The 13,000-nt window shown below is 72.1% G+C and carries 14 protein-coding genes; 3 read left to right on the top strand and 11 right to left on the bottom strand.

What is annotated here, in order from left to right:
• Positions 1 to 18 precede the first annotated feature (18 nt).
• Entirely contained in the window at positions 19 to 297 is a 279-nt protein-coding gene (locus tag ACIRFL_RS20885; RefSeq protein WP_404030330.1) for a hypothetical protein, read from the bottom strand.
• Between the two features lie 119 nt (positions 298 to 416).
• Here ACIRFL_RS20885 and ACIRFL_RS20880 point away from each other — a divergent pair, with 119 nt between their 5' ends.
• The 3 genes from ACIRFL_RS20880 to ACIRFL_RS20870 are packed head-to-tail and all read left to right on the top strand — an operon-like array spanning position 417 to position 1,820.
• A complete protein-coding gene (locus tag ACIRFL_RS20880) occupies positions 417 to 599 on the top strand; it encodes a DUF6529 family protein (RefSeq protein WP_404030329.1) in 183 nt (60 codons plus the stop codon).
• Positions 596 to 1,066, top strand: a complete 471-nt coding sequence (locus ACIRFL_RS20875; protein ID WP_404030328.1) for a Rieske (2Fe-2S) protein — start codon at positions 596 to 598, stop codon at positions 1,064 to 1,066. Before ACIRFL_RS20880 ends, ACIRFL_RS20875 begins: the two co-directional genes overlap by 4 nt.
• 22 nt (positions 1,067 to 1,088) lie before the next feature.
• Positions 1,089 to 1,820, top strand: a complete 732-nt coding sequence (locus tag ACIRFL_RS20870; RefSeq protein ID WP_404030326.1) for a DNA polymerase beta superfamily protein — start codon at positions 1,089 to 1,091, stop codon at positions 1,818 to 1,820.
• Here the strand turns inward: ACIRFL_RS20870 and ACIRFL_RS20865 are convergent.
• The 10 genes from ACIRFL_RS20865 to ACIRFL_RS20820 form a co-directional block, all read right to left on the bottom strand.
• Positions 1,817 to 2,836, bottom strand: coding sequence for an ADP-ribosylglycohydrolase family protein (locus tag ACIRFL_RS20865; RefSeq protein ID WP_404030324.1), 1,020 nt, complete (start codon positions 2,834 to 2,836; stop codon positions 1,817 to 1,819). The two genes, ACIRFL_RS20870 and ACIRFL_RS20865, sit on opposite strands and share 4 nt — an antisense overlap.
• Positions 2,833 to 3,552 (bottom strand): NUDIX hydrolase, encoded by a 720-nt coding sequence (locus ACIRFL_RS20860; RefSeq protein ID WP_404030322.1) that lies wholly within the window; start codon positions 3,550 to 3,552, stop codon positions 2,833 to 2,835. The genes ACIRFL_RS20865 and ACIRFL_RS20860 overlap by 4 nt, the downstream gene beginning before the upstream one ends.
• Positions 3,553 to 3,668: 116 nt before the next feature.
• Complete coding sequence (locus ACIRFL_RS20855; protein WP_404030320.1) at positions 3,669 to 4,733, bottom strand: pseudouridine synthase; 1,065 nt, start codon at positions 4,731 to 4,733, stop codon at positions 3,669 to 3,671.
• A 12-nt stretch (positions 4,734 to 4,745) separates the two neighbouring features.
• Positions 4,746 to 5,396: an SMC-Scp complex subunit ScpB gene (scpB, locus tag ACIRFL_RS20850; protein ID WP_404030319.1), complete on the bottom strand. Its 651-nt coding sequence runs from the start codon at positions 5,394 to 5,396 to the stop codon at positions 4,746 to 4,748.
• The gene (locus ACIRFL_RS20845; protein WP_404030318.1) at positions 5,393 to 6,406 is read right to left on the bottom strand and encodes a segregation and condensation protein A; all 1,014 of its coding nucleotides are present in this window, start codon (positions 6,404 to 6,406) and stop codon (positions 5,393 to 5,395) included. The genes scpB and ACIRFL_RS20845 overlap by 4 nt, the downstream gene beginning before the upstream one ends.
• A 258-nt stretch (positions 6,407 to 6,664) precedes the next feature.
• Positions 6,665 to 7,246 carry a hypothetical protein gene (locus ACIRFL_RS20840; RefSeq protein WP_404030316.1) on the bottom strand — a complete coding sequence of 194 codons (582 nt, stop codon included), beginning with the start codon at positions 7,244 to 7,246 and terminating at the stop codon, positions 6,665 to 6,667.
• Positions 7,231 to 8,367: a ParA family protein gene (locus ACIRFL_RS20835; protein ID WP_404030314.1), complete on the bottom strand. Its 1,137-nt coding sequence runs from the start codon at positions 8,365 to 8,367 to the stop codon at positions 7,231 to 7,233. Before ACIRFL_RS20835 ends, ACIRFL_RS20840 begins: the two co-directional genes overlap by 16 nt.
• Before the next feature lie 387 nt (positions 8,368 to 8,754).
• Positions 8,755 to 9,879 (bottom strand): alanine dehydrogenase, encoded by a 1,125-nt coding sequence (gene ald, locus ACIRFL_RS20830; protein ID WP_404030312.1) that lies wholly within the window; start codon positions 9,877 to 9,879, stop codon positions 8,755 to 8,757.
• A gap of 135 nt (positions 9,880 to 10,014) precedes the next feature.
• On the bottom strand, positions 10,015 to 12,090 hold the full coding sequence (locus ACIRFL_RS20825; RefSeq protein ID WP_404030310.1) for a tetratricopeptide repeat protein: 2,076 nt from the start codon (positions 12,088 to 12,090) through the stop codon (positions 10,015 to 10,017).
• Positions 12,091 to 12,273: 183 nt separating this feature from the next.
• Positions 12,274 to 12,900 carry an NUDIX domain-containing protein gene (locus ACIRFL_RS20820; protein WP_404030309.1) on the bottom strand — a complete coding sequence of 209 codons (627 nt, stop codon included), beginning with the start codon at positions 12,898 to 12,900 and terminating at the stop codon, positions 12,274 to 12,276.
• Positions 12,901 to 13,000 lie beyond the last annotated feature (100 nt).

Genomic DNA, 13,000 nt, shown 5'->3' with positions numbered 1-13,000 from the left:
GCTCTTGGGCCGTCCAGCCTAGTCAGCCGCCGTGCGCCGGGTGCCCGCCGCCCGCCCGCTGAGACGGGCTGTCGAGCCGGGCCCGTCGGCGGGCGGCTTGGGGGGCGGGACGGGCGGCGCGCACGGCCCCGATCTGGCGAGCACGTCGAGCAGGCCGCACAGCGGATGGGGTCCGCCGCCGCTGTGGGGCTGGCCGACGGCGGACAGCAGGGCGCCGAGGCCCCGGCCGGTCAGGGCGTCGCCGCCGGCCCGGCCGAGGAGTGGGCCGAGCAGGCTGCCGGGATCGTGCGCGGCCATGATCACGCCTTTCGTCCATGGCCGGGCGCCGGTGCGTGCCCGACCTCCAGACCGCCAATGTCACGTGGATCGGCCGCGCGCGCTACTCGGGGTGACGCGCCGGGTGCCCACCGTGCGAGTTGGGCTATCAGGTGAATGAAATGCGCCTTTTACCGCACTCCGTCCTGAATTGCTTCTTCAGGGGGGCCTTCGGTGCCAGGATGCTGCTGCTCCGCTCGGAGCGAGTCCCCCACGGCCCGGCCGCTGCCGCGGCCCTCCCGCACGTTCGGAGTGACGACATGACGCACGGAGCGACGACATGACCGACGACTCGACGCGGCGCGCGGTGCTGGCGACGGGCACGGCGGCGATCGCCGCGACCGCGGTCGGCTGCGGTGGCGGGGGCGGATCGTCCTCGGTCACGAGCCCCGGCACGACCGCCACGCCCCCCACCTCCGGTCCCGGCAGGCCCACGGGCACTCCCTCGCCTGTGGGCACCCCGGGACAGGAGCTGGCGCGCACGAGTGACATCCCGGTCGGCGGCGGCAAGATCTTCGCCCATCAGAAGATCGTGGTCACCCAGCCGACGCGGAACGACTTCAAGGCGTTCTCGGCGATCTGCACCCACCAGGGCTGCACGGTCGGCAAGGTGGCCGACGGCACCATCGACTGCCCCTGCCACGGCAGCAGGTTCCACATCGCCGACGGCTCGGTGGCCCACGGCCCGGCGACCCGGCCGCTGCCCGCCGAGAGCATCACGGTGGAGGGAAATTCGATCCGCCTGGCGTGACCGGACGCGTACCCTCCCGGGCATGCAGCCCCTGGACCTGGTACGCGACCACACGATCTACGCCTGTGTGATGGGTTCCCGTGCCTTCGGCCTGGCGACCGACACCAGTGACACCGACCGGCGCGGTGTGTTCCTGGCACCCACCCCCCTGTTCTGGCGGTTCACCAAGCCGCCGACCCATGTGGCGGGACCCGAACCGGAGCAGTTCAGCTGGGAGCTGGAACGCTTCTGCGAGCTGGCGCTGCGCGCGAACCCGAACATCCTGGAGTGTCTGCACTCGCCGCTGGTGGAGCACCTGGACGACACGGGCCGCGAACTGCTGGCGCTGCGCGGGGCGTTCCTCTCCCGCCGGGTGTACGACAGCTTCACCCGGTACGCCCTCGGGCAGCGCAGGAAGCTCGAAGCCGACCTGCGCGAGCGCGGCGCACCACGCTGGAAGCACGCGATGCATCTGCTGCGGCTGCTCATGACCGCCCGCGATCTGCTGCGCACGGGTGTGCTGACGGTGGAGGTGGGCGACGGGCGGGAGTCCCTGCTGGCGGTGCGGCGCGGCGAGGTCCCGTGGCCGGAGGTGGAGGCCCGGATGCACCGCCTGGCCGCGGAGACCGAACGGGCCGCGCTCACCACCCCGCTCCCGACCGAGCCGGACCACCGCCGGATAGCGGACTTCCTCTTCCGAACCCGCCGCACCTCAGCCCTGCGCACCGACACCACCGAGCCGGACCCGCGCACCACGAAGTCGTGCAGGGGCTAAGCGTCCCAGAGGGTTCCCAGGGTGTGTAGGTCGTCTCGGTACTCGATGCGGGACGTCCAGGCGGGGGGCCAGGCGTCCGCGCCGAGGTGGGCGCCTGCGAAGGCGCCGGTGAGGCAGGCGATGGAGTCGGAGTCGCCGCTGGAGCAGGCGGCGCGGCGCAGGGCGGTGACCGGTTCGTCGGGGAAGAGCAGGAAGCACAGCAGGCCGGTCGCCAGTGCCTCCTCGGCGATCCAGCCCGCCCCGGTGGCCAGGCACGGGTCGGTCTCCGGCGCGGGCGTGCGCAGGGCGTCCTCAAGGCGGTCCAGGACCGCAAGGCACTCGTCCCAGCCGCGCGCGGCGAAGTGCTCGGGCGTGGGGTCCTGCGCGCGGGTCCACAGGTCGCCGAGCCAGGCGTGGTGGTAGCAAGTGCGGTTGTCGTGGGCGTACGTGCGCAGTTCGCCGACCAGCCCGGCGGGCTCGGCGCCCTGGGCGAGCAGCCGTACGGCGCGGGCGGTGAGGTCGGACGCGGCCAGCGCCGTGGGGTGCCCGTGGGTGAGCGCGGACTGCAACTGGGCGGCGCCCGCCCGCTGTTCGTCGCTCAGCTCTGGGACGAGACCGACGGGCGCCACCCGCATGTTGGCGCCGCAGCCCTTGGAGCCGATCTGGCTGGCCTCCTGCCAGGGGCGTCCCTCGTCCTTCAGCAGGCTGCACGCGGTCAGACAGGTGCGGCCCGGGGCCCGGTTGTTCTCCGGTGACCGGTACCACTCGACGAACTCCTCGCGCAGCGGCCGCTCTAGGCGCTTCGGCCCGAGCACCCCGCGGTCCATGGCCGTGCGCAGCCCGCGCCCCAGGGCGATCGTCATCTGTGTGTCGTCCGAGACGAAGGCGCGCCGCGGCAGCTCCATCTCCCGCCAGGGGCCGCACTTGGCGAGGATCGACGGGACGTCGTTGAACTCGGTGGGGAAGCCGAGCGCGTCCCCGAGGGCGAGGCCCAGCAGGGATCCGGTGGCGGAACGCCGGGAGACGGTGCCGGTCATGCGGGACGTCCTTCCCTGGACGGTCGGAGCAGCGGCGGGTGCAGGGCGGTGGCGCCGCCCGCGCGGTAGAGGGCGGCCGGCTTGCCGCGCCCGCCGGTCAGCCGGGCGGCTCCGGCGGCCGGTTGGACGAAGCCGGGCGTGGCGAGCACCTTGCGGCGGAAGTTGGCGCGGTCGAGCGTGGTGCCCCAGACCGCCTCGTAGACCTGTTGCAGTTCGCCGAGCGTGAAGACGGGTGGGCAGAAGGCGGTGGCGGCACAGGTGTGTTCGAGGCCGGCGCCGACCCGGTCGCGGGCGTCGGCGAGGATCCGGCCGTGGTCGAAGGCGAGCGCCGGTGCCGCGTCGTACGGCAGCCAGCGCGCCTGGGCGGCGTCGCCGCCGCCGCGGGGTTCGGGCGCGTCGGGCAGCAGCGCGGTGAAGGCGACGGAGACGACCCGCATCCGCGGGTCGCGGCCGGGTTCGCTGTAGGCGCGCAGCTGCTCCAGGCGCAGCCCGGTGACGTCGCCGAGCCCGGTCTCCTCGGCGAGTTCGCGCCGGGCGGCGGTCTCCGCCGACTCGTCGGGCAGCAGGAAGCCGCCGGGCAGCGCCCAGTGACCGGCGTACGGCTGCTGGGCGCGCTCGACGAGCAGCACGTGCAGGGCGCCGGCGCGGACGGTGAGGACCGCCAGGTCGACGGTGACGGCGAAGGGTTCGTACGCGTGCTTGTCGTAGCCCCGCACCGTGCTCCTCCACCCTGCCTTTAATGGTCACGATGACTATAAAGACAGGGGTGTCCGGGGCACAAGCTCCCCGGACACTCAGGCACTCAGGCACTCAGAACCTCAGGGCCGGGCCCTTAGAGCTCGACTTCCTTCATCAGCATCCCGACCTCGGTGTTCGACAGGCGGCGCAGCCAGCCCGACTTCTGGTCGCCGAGGGTGATGGGCCCGAAGGCGGTGCGCACCAGCTTCTCCACCGGGAAGCCGGCCTCGGCGAGCATGCGGCGCACGATGTGCTTGCGGCCCTCGTGCAGGGTCACCTCGACCAGATAGTTCTTGCCGGTCTGCTCGACCACCCGGAAGTGGTCCGCGCGCGCGTACCCGTCCTCCAGCTGGATGCCGTCCTTGAGCCGCTTGCCCAGGTCGCGCGGGATCGGGCCGACGATCGCCGCGAGATAGGTCTTCTTCACGCCGTACCTGGGATGGGTCAGCCGGTGCGCCAGCTCACCGTGGTTGGTGAGCAGGATGACGCCCTCGGTCTCGGTGTCGAGCCGGCCCACGTGGAAGAGCCTTGTCTCCCGGTTGGTGACGTAGTCGCCGAGGCACTGACGGCCCTCGGGGTCCTCCATGGTGGACACGACACCGGCGGGCTTGTTGAGCGAGAAGAACTGGTACGACTGCGTGGCGACGGTCAGCCCGTCGACCTTGACCTCGTCCTTCTCCGGGTCGACGCGCTTGCCCTGCTCGGTGACGATCTCCCCGTTGACCTCGACACGGGCCTGGTCGATCAGCTCCTCGCAGGCCCGGCGGGAGCCGTAGCCCGCGCGCGCGAGGACCTTCTGCAGCCGCTCGCCCTCCTGCTCGGCGCCCGGGAAGGTCTTGGGCACCTTGACGTCCTTCTTGCCCGCGTACCGCTCGCGGTTGCGCTCCTCCGCGCGTGCGTCGTACTCCCGGGAGCGCCCCGGGTCGGTACGCCCGCCGCGCTGCTGGGCCTGCTTGGGCCCGCCCTTGGCGCCACCGCGCGCGGCGCCGCCGCGTCCGGACCGGGGGCCGTCCTTCGTCGCGCCGGGGCCGACGTCGTAGCGGCGCTCCTCGGGGCGGGGCTTGCGGGGACGGCCCTGCCCCTGCCGCTCGTCCCTGTTGTTGCCGGCACCGCGGTAGTCGCCGCGCCCGCCGTTCCTGCCGCTGCCGCTGCTTCGCATCAAAATTCCGTCTTAGTCGTCTGCGTCCTGACCGCCGGGCGCGTCGGGTGCGTCCGGGTCGAACGACGGCACGCCCTCCTGGGTCTCGGCCTCGATCGCCTCCGCCTCCGGGAGGAAGGGCGCGAGTTCCGGAAGCTCGTCCAGGCCGCGCAGGCCCATCCGCTCCAGGAAGTAGTTCGTCGTCCTGTACAGGATCGCACCTGTTTCGGGTTCCGTGCCCGCCTCCTCGATCAGTCCGCGCTGCAGGAGGGTGCGCATCACACCGTCGCAGTTGACCCCGCGTACGGCCGAGACGCGGCTGCGGCTGACGGGCTGGCGGTAGGCGACCACGGCCAGGGTCTCCAGCGCGGCCTGGGTGAGCCGGGCCTGCTGGCCGTCCAGGACGAAGCCCTCGACGGCGGCGGCGTACTCGGGGCGGGTGTAGAAGCGCCAGCCGCCGGCCACGAGCCGCAGTTCGAAGCCGCGGCCCTGCACGGTGTACTCGTCGGCCAGCGCCCGCAGCGCGTCCCCGATCTGCCGCCGGGGCCGTTGCAGGATCTTGGCGAGGTGCTCCTCGGTCGCGGGCTCGTCCACGACCATGAGCACCGCCTCCAGGGCGGGCCTGAGGTCGAGGTCCGCGACGGTGGGCGCGCCCGCCGGAAGCCCGCTGGTGTCCTCGCTCACGCCTTCTTCTCCTCCTTGGGCTCCTCGGGCGGCCGGTCGAACTCGTCCGTCACGGTCGGTGTCTCGTCGCCGTCGCCGCCGGTCCAGCGCACGATCAGCTCCCCGAGGGCGGTCTCCTGGTCCAGGGCCACGGCCTTCTCGCGGTACAGCTCCAGCAGGGCGAGGAAGCGGGCGACCACGGTCAGCGTGTCGTCGGTGTCCTCGACCAGGGCCCGGAAGCTGGCCTCGCCCAGTTCCCTGAGCCGGGCGACCACGATGCCCGCCTGCTCGCGCACGCTGACGAGCGGCGCGTGGATGTGGTCGACGTACACCTGGGGCTTCGGCTTGGGCTGCATCGCCTTGACCGCGAGCCGGGCGAAGCCCTCGGGGCCGATGCTGATGACGACCTCGGGCAGCAGGTCGGCGTGGTGCGGTTCGAGGCCCACGGTACGGGGGTAGCGCCGGGCCTCCTCGTCGAGCCGGCGGTTGAAGATGTCGGCGATCTGCTTGTACGCGCGGTACTGGAGCAGCCGGGCGAACAGCAGGTCGCGGGCCTCCAGCAGGGCGAGGTCGGCCTCGTCCTCGACCTCGGCGGCGGGCAGCAGCCGGGCCGCCTTCAGGTCGAGCAGGGTGGCGGCCACGACCAGGAACTCGGTCGTCTGGTCCAGGTCCCAGTCCGGTCCCATCGCCCGGATGTGCGCCATGAACTCGTCGGTGACCCTGGAGAGCGCCACCTCGGTGACGTCGAGCTTGTGCTTCGAGATCAGCTGGAGCAACAGGTCGAAGGGACCCTCGAAGTTGGCAAGCCGCACGGTGAAAACCCCATCACCGAACTCGTCCCCGGCGACGACGGTCTCCGGCTCGGCCTCGGCGGCCTCCGGCTCAGGCTCTGGCTCCGGCTCGGGAACCACGGCCTCCGGCTCGGCGACATCGACTGCGTCGCCCTGCGGCGGCCCGGCGCCCGGCCCCCGCCCCAGCTCACGCCTACGACCGGCGGATACGCCGCGGGCAAAAGACTCATTCGAGGCCATGACCCCCGCAGGCTACCTCCAACAAGCCCCACCAAAGCCAGCCACGGCCCAACAACGCGCCCCGAAGGGGCGCGAGGAACTGCGCGCCCAGCCACAACGAAGCCGCAGCCAACCCACAACCCGCCAGTCCGGCACCAAGCAACTCCAGCAAATCCCCCACAGCCCGACAAGGCGCCCTGAAAGGGGCGCGAGGAACTGCGCGATCAGCCCCCACCAAGCCGCAGACGAAGCACAACGCATCCCGGCCCAAGCCGAGCGCTAGCGACCGCGTAGGCGACGTACCAGAATGCTCGCGTCCCCCCGGGACTCCAGATCCGCCAGCACCACGGCGACCGCCTCCCGCACGATGCGCCCGCGGTCCACGGCCAGCCCGTGCTCACCCCGCAGGACCAGGCGCGCATGCTCCAGGTCCATCAGTTCCTCCGCGGACACATACACGGTGATCTTCTCGTCGTGCCGCTCACGCCCACTGGGCCGCCGCGCCGCGGCGCGCCCCCGCTTGCGCGGCTGCTGGCCGGCAGCAGCGGCGGAGGCGGCAGAAGAACCTTCCTGCACCGCCTGACGCCGCGCGGAGCGCTCCGCGGCGGAGCGGCTGCGGGACTCGCCGGTGTCGGCGGGCTCCGCCTCCGCCGCCACATGCTCCGGGCCGTCGCCGTCGCCGCCCTGCGCGGGCACGGACTGCGGCGCGTCCTCGGCGGCGGCCGGGTCGCTCTCCCCCGCGGGAGCCGGCACCCGGGCCTCGCCGTTGGCCTGGCGCCGCGGAGTGGACGCCTGGAGCGCCATCCCCCCTGTCGTACGGAACAGTTCGTCGGCCCCGGGCAGACTCACTCGGCGTGACACCGGGCGAGCACCTCCCTGGCGAGCTGGCGGTAGGCGGCGGCACCGACGGAGTTGGAGGCGTACGTGGTGATGGGCTCACCGGCGACCGTGGTCTCCGGGAAGCGGACCGTGCGGCCGATGACCGTGTGGTAGACGTGGTCGTCGAACGCCTCGACGACACGCGCAAGCACCTCACGGCTGTGCACCGTGCGCGAGTCGTACATCGTGGCGAGGATCCCGTCGAGCTCCAGCTCCGGGTTCAGCCGCTCCTGGACCTTCTCGATGGTCTCGGTGAGCAGCGCCACCCCGCGCAGGGCGAAGAACTCGCACTCCAGCGGCACGATGACCTTGTGCGCGGCCGTCAGGGCGTTGACGGTGAGCAGGCCGAGCGAGGGCTGGCAGTCGATCACGATGTAGTCGTAGTCGGGCAGCAGCGGCTTCAGGGCGCGCTGGAGCGTCGACTCGCGGGCGACCTCGGAGACCAACTGGACCTCGGCGGCGGACAGGTCGATGTTGCTCGGAAGCAGGTCCATGTTGGGGACCGCGGTCTTCAGAAGGACCTCGTCCGCGGACATGCCCCGCTCCATGAGCAGGTTGTAGACGGTGAGGTCGAGCTCCATCGGGTTGACGCCGAGACCGACCGACAGCGCGCCCTGCGGGTCGAAGTCCACGAGCAGTACGCGCCGGCCGTACTCCGCGAGCGCGGCACCCAGGTTGATGGTCGACGTGGTCTTGCCGACGCCGCCCTTCTGGTTGCACATCGCGATGATCTTCGCGGGTCCGTGGTCGGTCAGCGGGCCCGGGATCGGGAAGTACGGCAGCGGGCGCCCGGTCGGGCCGATGCGCTCGCGGCGCTGGCGGGCGGCGTCGGGCGCGAGCGTGGCCGCGTACTCGGGGTCGGGCTCGTACTCGGCGTCGGGGTCGTAGAAGTGCCCCTCGGGCAGTTCGTCGTAGTCGGCGAAGTGGTTGTGGGGCGCGCCACTTCCGTCGCCGGCCATGGCGTTCACGTGATGGCCATCCATGCTCGGGTGTGCTGGCTGAGTCACCCTGGGATTCGGGTGACTCTGGTGGGCTGCGAAGGTGCGCACAGCGACGGAGCCGACAGCCTCGAACCCCGCGGGACCCTGGCCCCGTACAGGCATTCCTGGTTGACCACCCCCGGGAGAAAATGTCGACTCATTCACAAGTCGTCTTACCTCCTTGGTGACCAGGGAACTTCTAGACAGGTCAGCGTGGCACCATGCCGACGGTTGGCGACTCTATGGCGTGTCGGCGGTCCGCAGCAACACAATCCGCCGGACCCGGCAGGATGTGTCGGCAATGGAACATCCCTCTGTCAAGGGCGTACGGCCGTCGCACAGCAGGTTTCACCGGTGTACGAATCGGTCGAAGGGTTACGTTCGAGGCGAGTTGACCGAGAGCCGCAAAGTGACCATACACACATCCGGCCGGACCTTGCGGGACAAGGACCGGCCGGATGCGTGCGATTGACCCGTCGAGTTGACGTATCGCCTTTACGCAATGGTGACTTAGCCGAGCAGGCTCTCCAGCGCGACGTGCTCCAGGCCGTGCGCCTCGGCGACCTCTCGGTAAACCACTTTGCCGTCATGGGTGTTGAGGCCCTTGGCCAGCGCGGGGTCGCGGCGCAGCGCCTCGACCCAGCCGTTGTTCGCGAGGGAGACGATGTACGGCAGGGTGGCGTTGGTCAGCGCGTAGGTGGAGGTGTTGGGCACCGCGCCCGGCATGTTGGCGACGCAGTAGAAGACCGAGTCATGGACCGGGAAGGTCGGCTCGGCGTGCGTGGTGGGGCGGGAGTCCTCGAAGCAGCCGCCCTGGTCGATCGCGATGTCGACAAGGACACTTCCCGCCTTCATCCGGGAGACCAGCTCGTTGGTGACCAGCTTCGGGGCCTTGGCGCCCGGGACGAGGACGGCGCCGATCACCAGGTCGGCGTCCAGGCACGCCTTCTCCAGTTCGAAGGCGTTGGAGACGACGGTCTGCACCTTCGTGCCGAAGACCTTGTCGGCTTCCTTGAGCTTGTTGATGTCCTTGTCGAGCAGGGTCACCTGGAAGCCCATGCCGATGGCGATCTGCGCGGCGTTCCAGCCGGAGACGCCGCCGCCGATGACGACGGCCTTGGCGGCCAGCACGCCCGGCACCCCGCCGGGCAGCACCCCGCGCCCGCCGTTCGCGCGCATCAGGTGGTAGGCGCCGACCTGCGGGGCCAGCCGGCCCGCGACCTCGGACATCGGGGCGAGCAACGGCAGGGCACGGCCCGGCAGTTCGACGGTCTCGTACGCGATCGCCGTGGTGCCGGACTCCAGCAGGGCGTCGGTGCACTCCTTGGACGCGGCCAGGTGCAGGTAGGTGAAGAGCGTCTGGTCCTTGCGGAGCCGGTGGTACTCCTCCGCGACCGGCTCCTTGACCTTGAGCAGCAGGTCGGCGGCGGCCCACACCTCGTCGGCGGTCTCCAGGATCTCGGCGCCGGCGGCGACGTACTCCTCGTCCGGGATCGAGGAGCCGACGCCGGCGGCGCGCTCGACGACGACCTGGTGACCGCCGCGCACCAGCTCGTGCACGCCGGCGGGGGTGATGGCCACCCGGAACTCGTTGTTCTTGACCTCGCGGGGGATGCCGACCTTCACGTCGATCACGGTCCTTGGCTCAGAGGATGTGGGGGCATTGCAAGATATTCCGGGCATGCGGGGGCACACCGGGAGACACCGCGGGAGAAGGTGCGGCAGAGCCAGTTTAATGAAGGTGTTCCGGCTGTCTAGCCTTTCATTGCATCAATCTTCGTCGGGTGTACTGCGGATTTCGCAGGCGTTAGCACCGTGTTCCGGGTCTGATCCGCTCGCCCGGCCCTCCTGGAGGTCCTGCCCCTCCTCACCCAGCATGCGCTCGGCGGCGCTGCGGTGCAGGCGCGCGGCGGCGCTGTCGCCCAGGCGCTCCAGGGTGTCGGCGAGCCGCAGCTGGAGGGCGGCCTGCAGCCGCACGTCCTCGGCGCGGCGCGCCCACTCCACCGCCTCCTGGCAGGTGCGCAGCGACTCCGCGGGCCGTCCGGCGTACTCCTGGACCCGCGCCAGTTCGCTCAACGCCCGTGCCTGCGCTGCGACATCGCCCGTCCTGCGGTAGCCGGCGACGGCCGCGCGCCAGCCCTTGAGCGCTTCGCCGTAGCGGCCCGCGTAGGTGTGCGCGGTGGCGATGCGCCCGTAGAGCCGGGCGGCGTCCGCGCGCTCGCCGCGGGCCAGGCGCTGGGCGAGGGCCCGCCCGAACCAGTCGGCGGCCCGGTCGTGGTCCCCCAGCTCCTGGTGTGCGCCGCCTACGGATTCCATCGCGCGGCCGGTCGCATACGGGTCGTCGGCCTCGCGTCCGGCGTCCAGCGCGGCCCGGTAACGCGCCAGCGCCTCGGCCGTGCGGCCGGTCCTGGCGTCGAGGTCGCCGAGGTTCAGCAGCGCGGCGGCCCGTTCCCTGGGCAGGTTCCGGCGTTCGGCGACATCGAGGACGAGGCCGTGGATGCCGTACAGATCGGCGGCGGCCGCCTGGGTGCCGAAGTGCGCCACCATGGCCCTGACCAGCTGGGACATCAGCCGGCGGGCCAGTGTGTCCAGTTCCCCGTCGGCGACCGCGAGCCGTGCGGCGGCCAGCAGCGCGGGCCGGCGGATGCGCAGCCAGTCGGCGGCGGCCCGGGGTGTCGGGAAGCGCAGGGTGCGGGGCAGGCCCTGGAGCCTCGCGCGGATCTCGGGGTTGTCCGTCTCGGTGATCGCCCGGCAGGAGTGGAGCAGGCGCACGGTCCGCTCCAGCATCCGGGCCCGGGCCAGTTGCAGCTCGCCTGGCCGGTCCTGGGCCTCGGCGCGGGCGCGCAGCAGAGGGTGCAGGCAGCCGGGGACCTCGTACTGCGGCAGCGGGGAGGCCACCGACCGCAGCAGTCCGAGGCCGACGAAGTCGTCGAGGGTGGTGTGCGCGGCGCTCACCGAGCAGCCGGCCAGGGCGGAGGCGGTGTGCGGGTCGACCAGGCCCGCCGGGGCCAGGCAGAGCAGTCGCAGTATCCGGGCGGCGGGCCCGGGCAGGGTCTCGTGGACGAGCCGGAACACCCGGCCGAGCGGGCTGGGCTCGTCACTCTCCGCGTTCAGGCGCTTGGCCAGGTCGGCGACGGCCGCCTTGGGGCGGGCGGCGAGCCAGCCGCCGGCCAGGGCGAGGGCGGCGGGCTGGGCCTGGCACGCCTCGACCAGGTCCTCGGCCGCGCGCGGGTCGACGGTGATGCGTACCGAGCCGGTGTACCGGGTCAGCAGTTCCAGGGCCGACTTGGTGTCGAGCCCGCCCACGGTGCACGGGCGGACGTCCGCGATCCCGGTCAGCGGGCCCTCGGACACGGCGACGACCAGGCAGTCGGGGCTGTCCGGGAGGAGTGCGTCGACCTGTTCGGCGCCGCTCGCGTCGTCCAGCAGGAGCAGCACCCGGCGCGCGGACAGGGCGTCGCGCAGTTCGGCGGTCAGATCGTCCTCGGCGGCTCCGGCCGGGGCGGGCAGTCCGAGGGTGGTCAGCAGTTCGCGGGCGGCGTGCTCGACCGGGACGGGGGTGCCGTCGGGCTCGGCGAGCGAGGCGCGCAGCACGCCGTCGGGGTAGCGGTCGGCGACCTGCCGGGCCAGTTCGCCGGCGAGGGCGGTGCGGCCAGAGCCGGGCCGGCCCGCGACGAGGAGCACCCGGGCGCGGGGGGCCTTGCGGCCGGCGATGGTGTCCAGCCCCGCGCGCTCGATGTCGGCGCGCAGTTCCTTCAACTCCCTTGTACGGCCCAGGAACTGGCCTTCCACGGCCGGGGGTCCGGACAGCTGCACGCCGTCGGTGTCCACCGCCTGATCCGTCACGGGCCACACTCCCGTCCCACCGCGCGCGCGCCGACCGGGGCTCCGGCCCCGGGCGCCGCGCCTTCTCTTCGGCTCATCCGCGAGGAGCCTAGTTCACGCTCTGCGACGTTCCGGGCGGAGCGCGGCGGGCGGGTCGCTCGATCGGATCAGGCGATCGTCACACCGGAGGCGGGGTGCTCGGGCTCAGCAGACGAAGGGGCGCGCGGGCCAGGGCGCGTCGGCCGGGCGCAGCGCGTCGAGCCCGTCGCCCGCCCGGGCGGCGACCAGCGACAGGACGCCCACCACAAGGCAGTTGTTGTGCAGTTCCCCGGCCAGCACGCCCCGCACCAGTTCGTCGACGGGCACACGCGCGTACTCCAGGTCGCTCTCCTCGTCCTCGACGGCGAAGCGCTCGCCGTCCGCCTCGGACAGGTTCCGGGCCAGAAAGACCCGTACAGCCTCGTCACAGCCGCCCGGAGTGGTGTACACGTCGGTCAGCACACGCCAGTCCTCGGCCTTGACGTGCGCCTCCTCGTACAGCTCGCGCTGGGCCGCGTGCAGCGGGTTCTCACCGGGCACGTCGAGCAGCCCGGCCGGGATCTCCCACAGCTTCTGCCGGACCGGGTGGCGGTACTGGCGGATCAGCAGGACCCGGTCCTCCTCGTCGAGGGCGAGCACGCCCACGGAGCCGGGGTGGACCTGGTAGTCGCGGCGGACCACCGCACCGCCGGGCATGACCACCTCGTCCGTGCGGACGGAGGTCTTGTTCCCCACGAAGGGAGTCTCGGTCGCCCGGATCTCCCATTCCTCCGGGCTGTCCTTGATCGTCATGCCCTGTCCTATCTATTGATGTGGGTCTGAACTGGTCATTCGTAAGATCGGTGAGGCCCAGGGGCCCGGGGTATGGCTGTCATGGGTGAGCCGCTGGATG

The sequence above is a fragment of the Streptomyces sp. NPDC102462 genome (genome assembly GCF_044765425.1).
Lineage (GTDB): Bacteria > Actinomycetota > Actinomycetes > Streptomycetales > Streptomycetaceae > Streptomyces.
Note: the sequence above shows the minus strand (reverse complement) of the source record. Positions and strands in the feature narration are given on the sequence as shown.

What these genes read in the sequence shown, in the direction of transcription:
- ACIRFL_RS20885 (WP_404030330.1), bottom strand. Translation starts at nt 297, where the DNA reads ATGGCCGCGCACGATCCCGGCAGCCTGCTCGGCCCACTCCTCGGCCGG.
- ACIRFL_RS20875 (WP_404030328.1), top strand. Translation starts at nt 596, where the DNA reads ATGACCGACGACTCGACGCGGCGCGCGGTGCTGGCGACGGGCACGGCG.
- ACIRFL_RS20870 (WP_404030326.1), top strand. Translation starts at nt 1,089, where the DNA reads ATGCAGCCCCTGGACCTGGTACGCGACCACACGATCTACGCCTGTGTG.
- ACIRFL_RS20865 (WP_404030324.1), bottom strand. Translation starts at nt 2,836, where the DNA reads ATGACCGGCACCGTCTCCCGGCGTTCCGCCACCGGATCCCTGCTGGGC.
- ACIRFL_RS20855 (WP_404030320.1), bottom strand. Translation starts at nt 4,733, where the DNA reads ATGCGAAGCAGCGGCAGCGGCAGGAACGGCGGGCGCGGCGACTACCGC.
- ACIRFL_RS20845 (WP_404030318.1), bottom strand. Translation starts at nt 6,406, where the DNA reads ATGGCCTCGAATGAGTCTTTTGCCCGCGGCGTATCCGCCGGTCGTAGG.
- ACIRFL_RS20835 (WP_404030314.1), bottom strand. Translation starts at nt 8,367, where the DNA reads ATGCCTGTACGGGGCCAGGGTCCCGCGGGGTTCGAGGCTGTCGGCTCC.
- ACIRFL_RS20820 (WP_404030309.1), bottom strand. Translation starts at nt 12,900, where the DNA reads ATGACGATCAAGGACAGCCCGGAGGAATGGGAGATCCGGGCGACCGAG.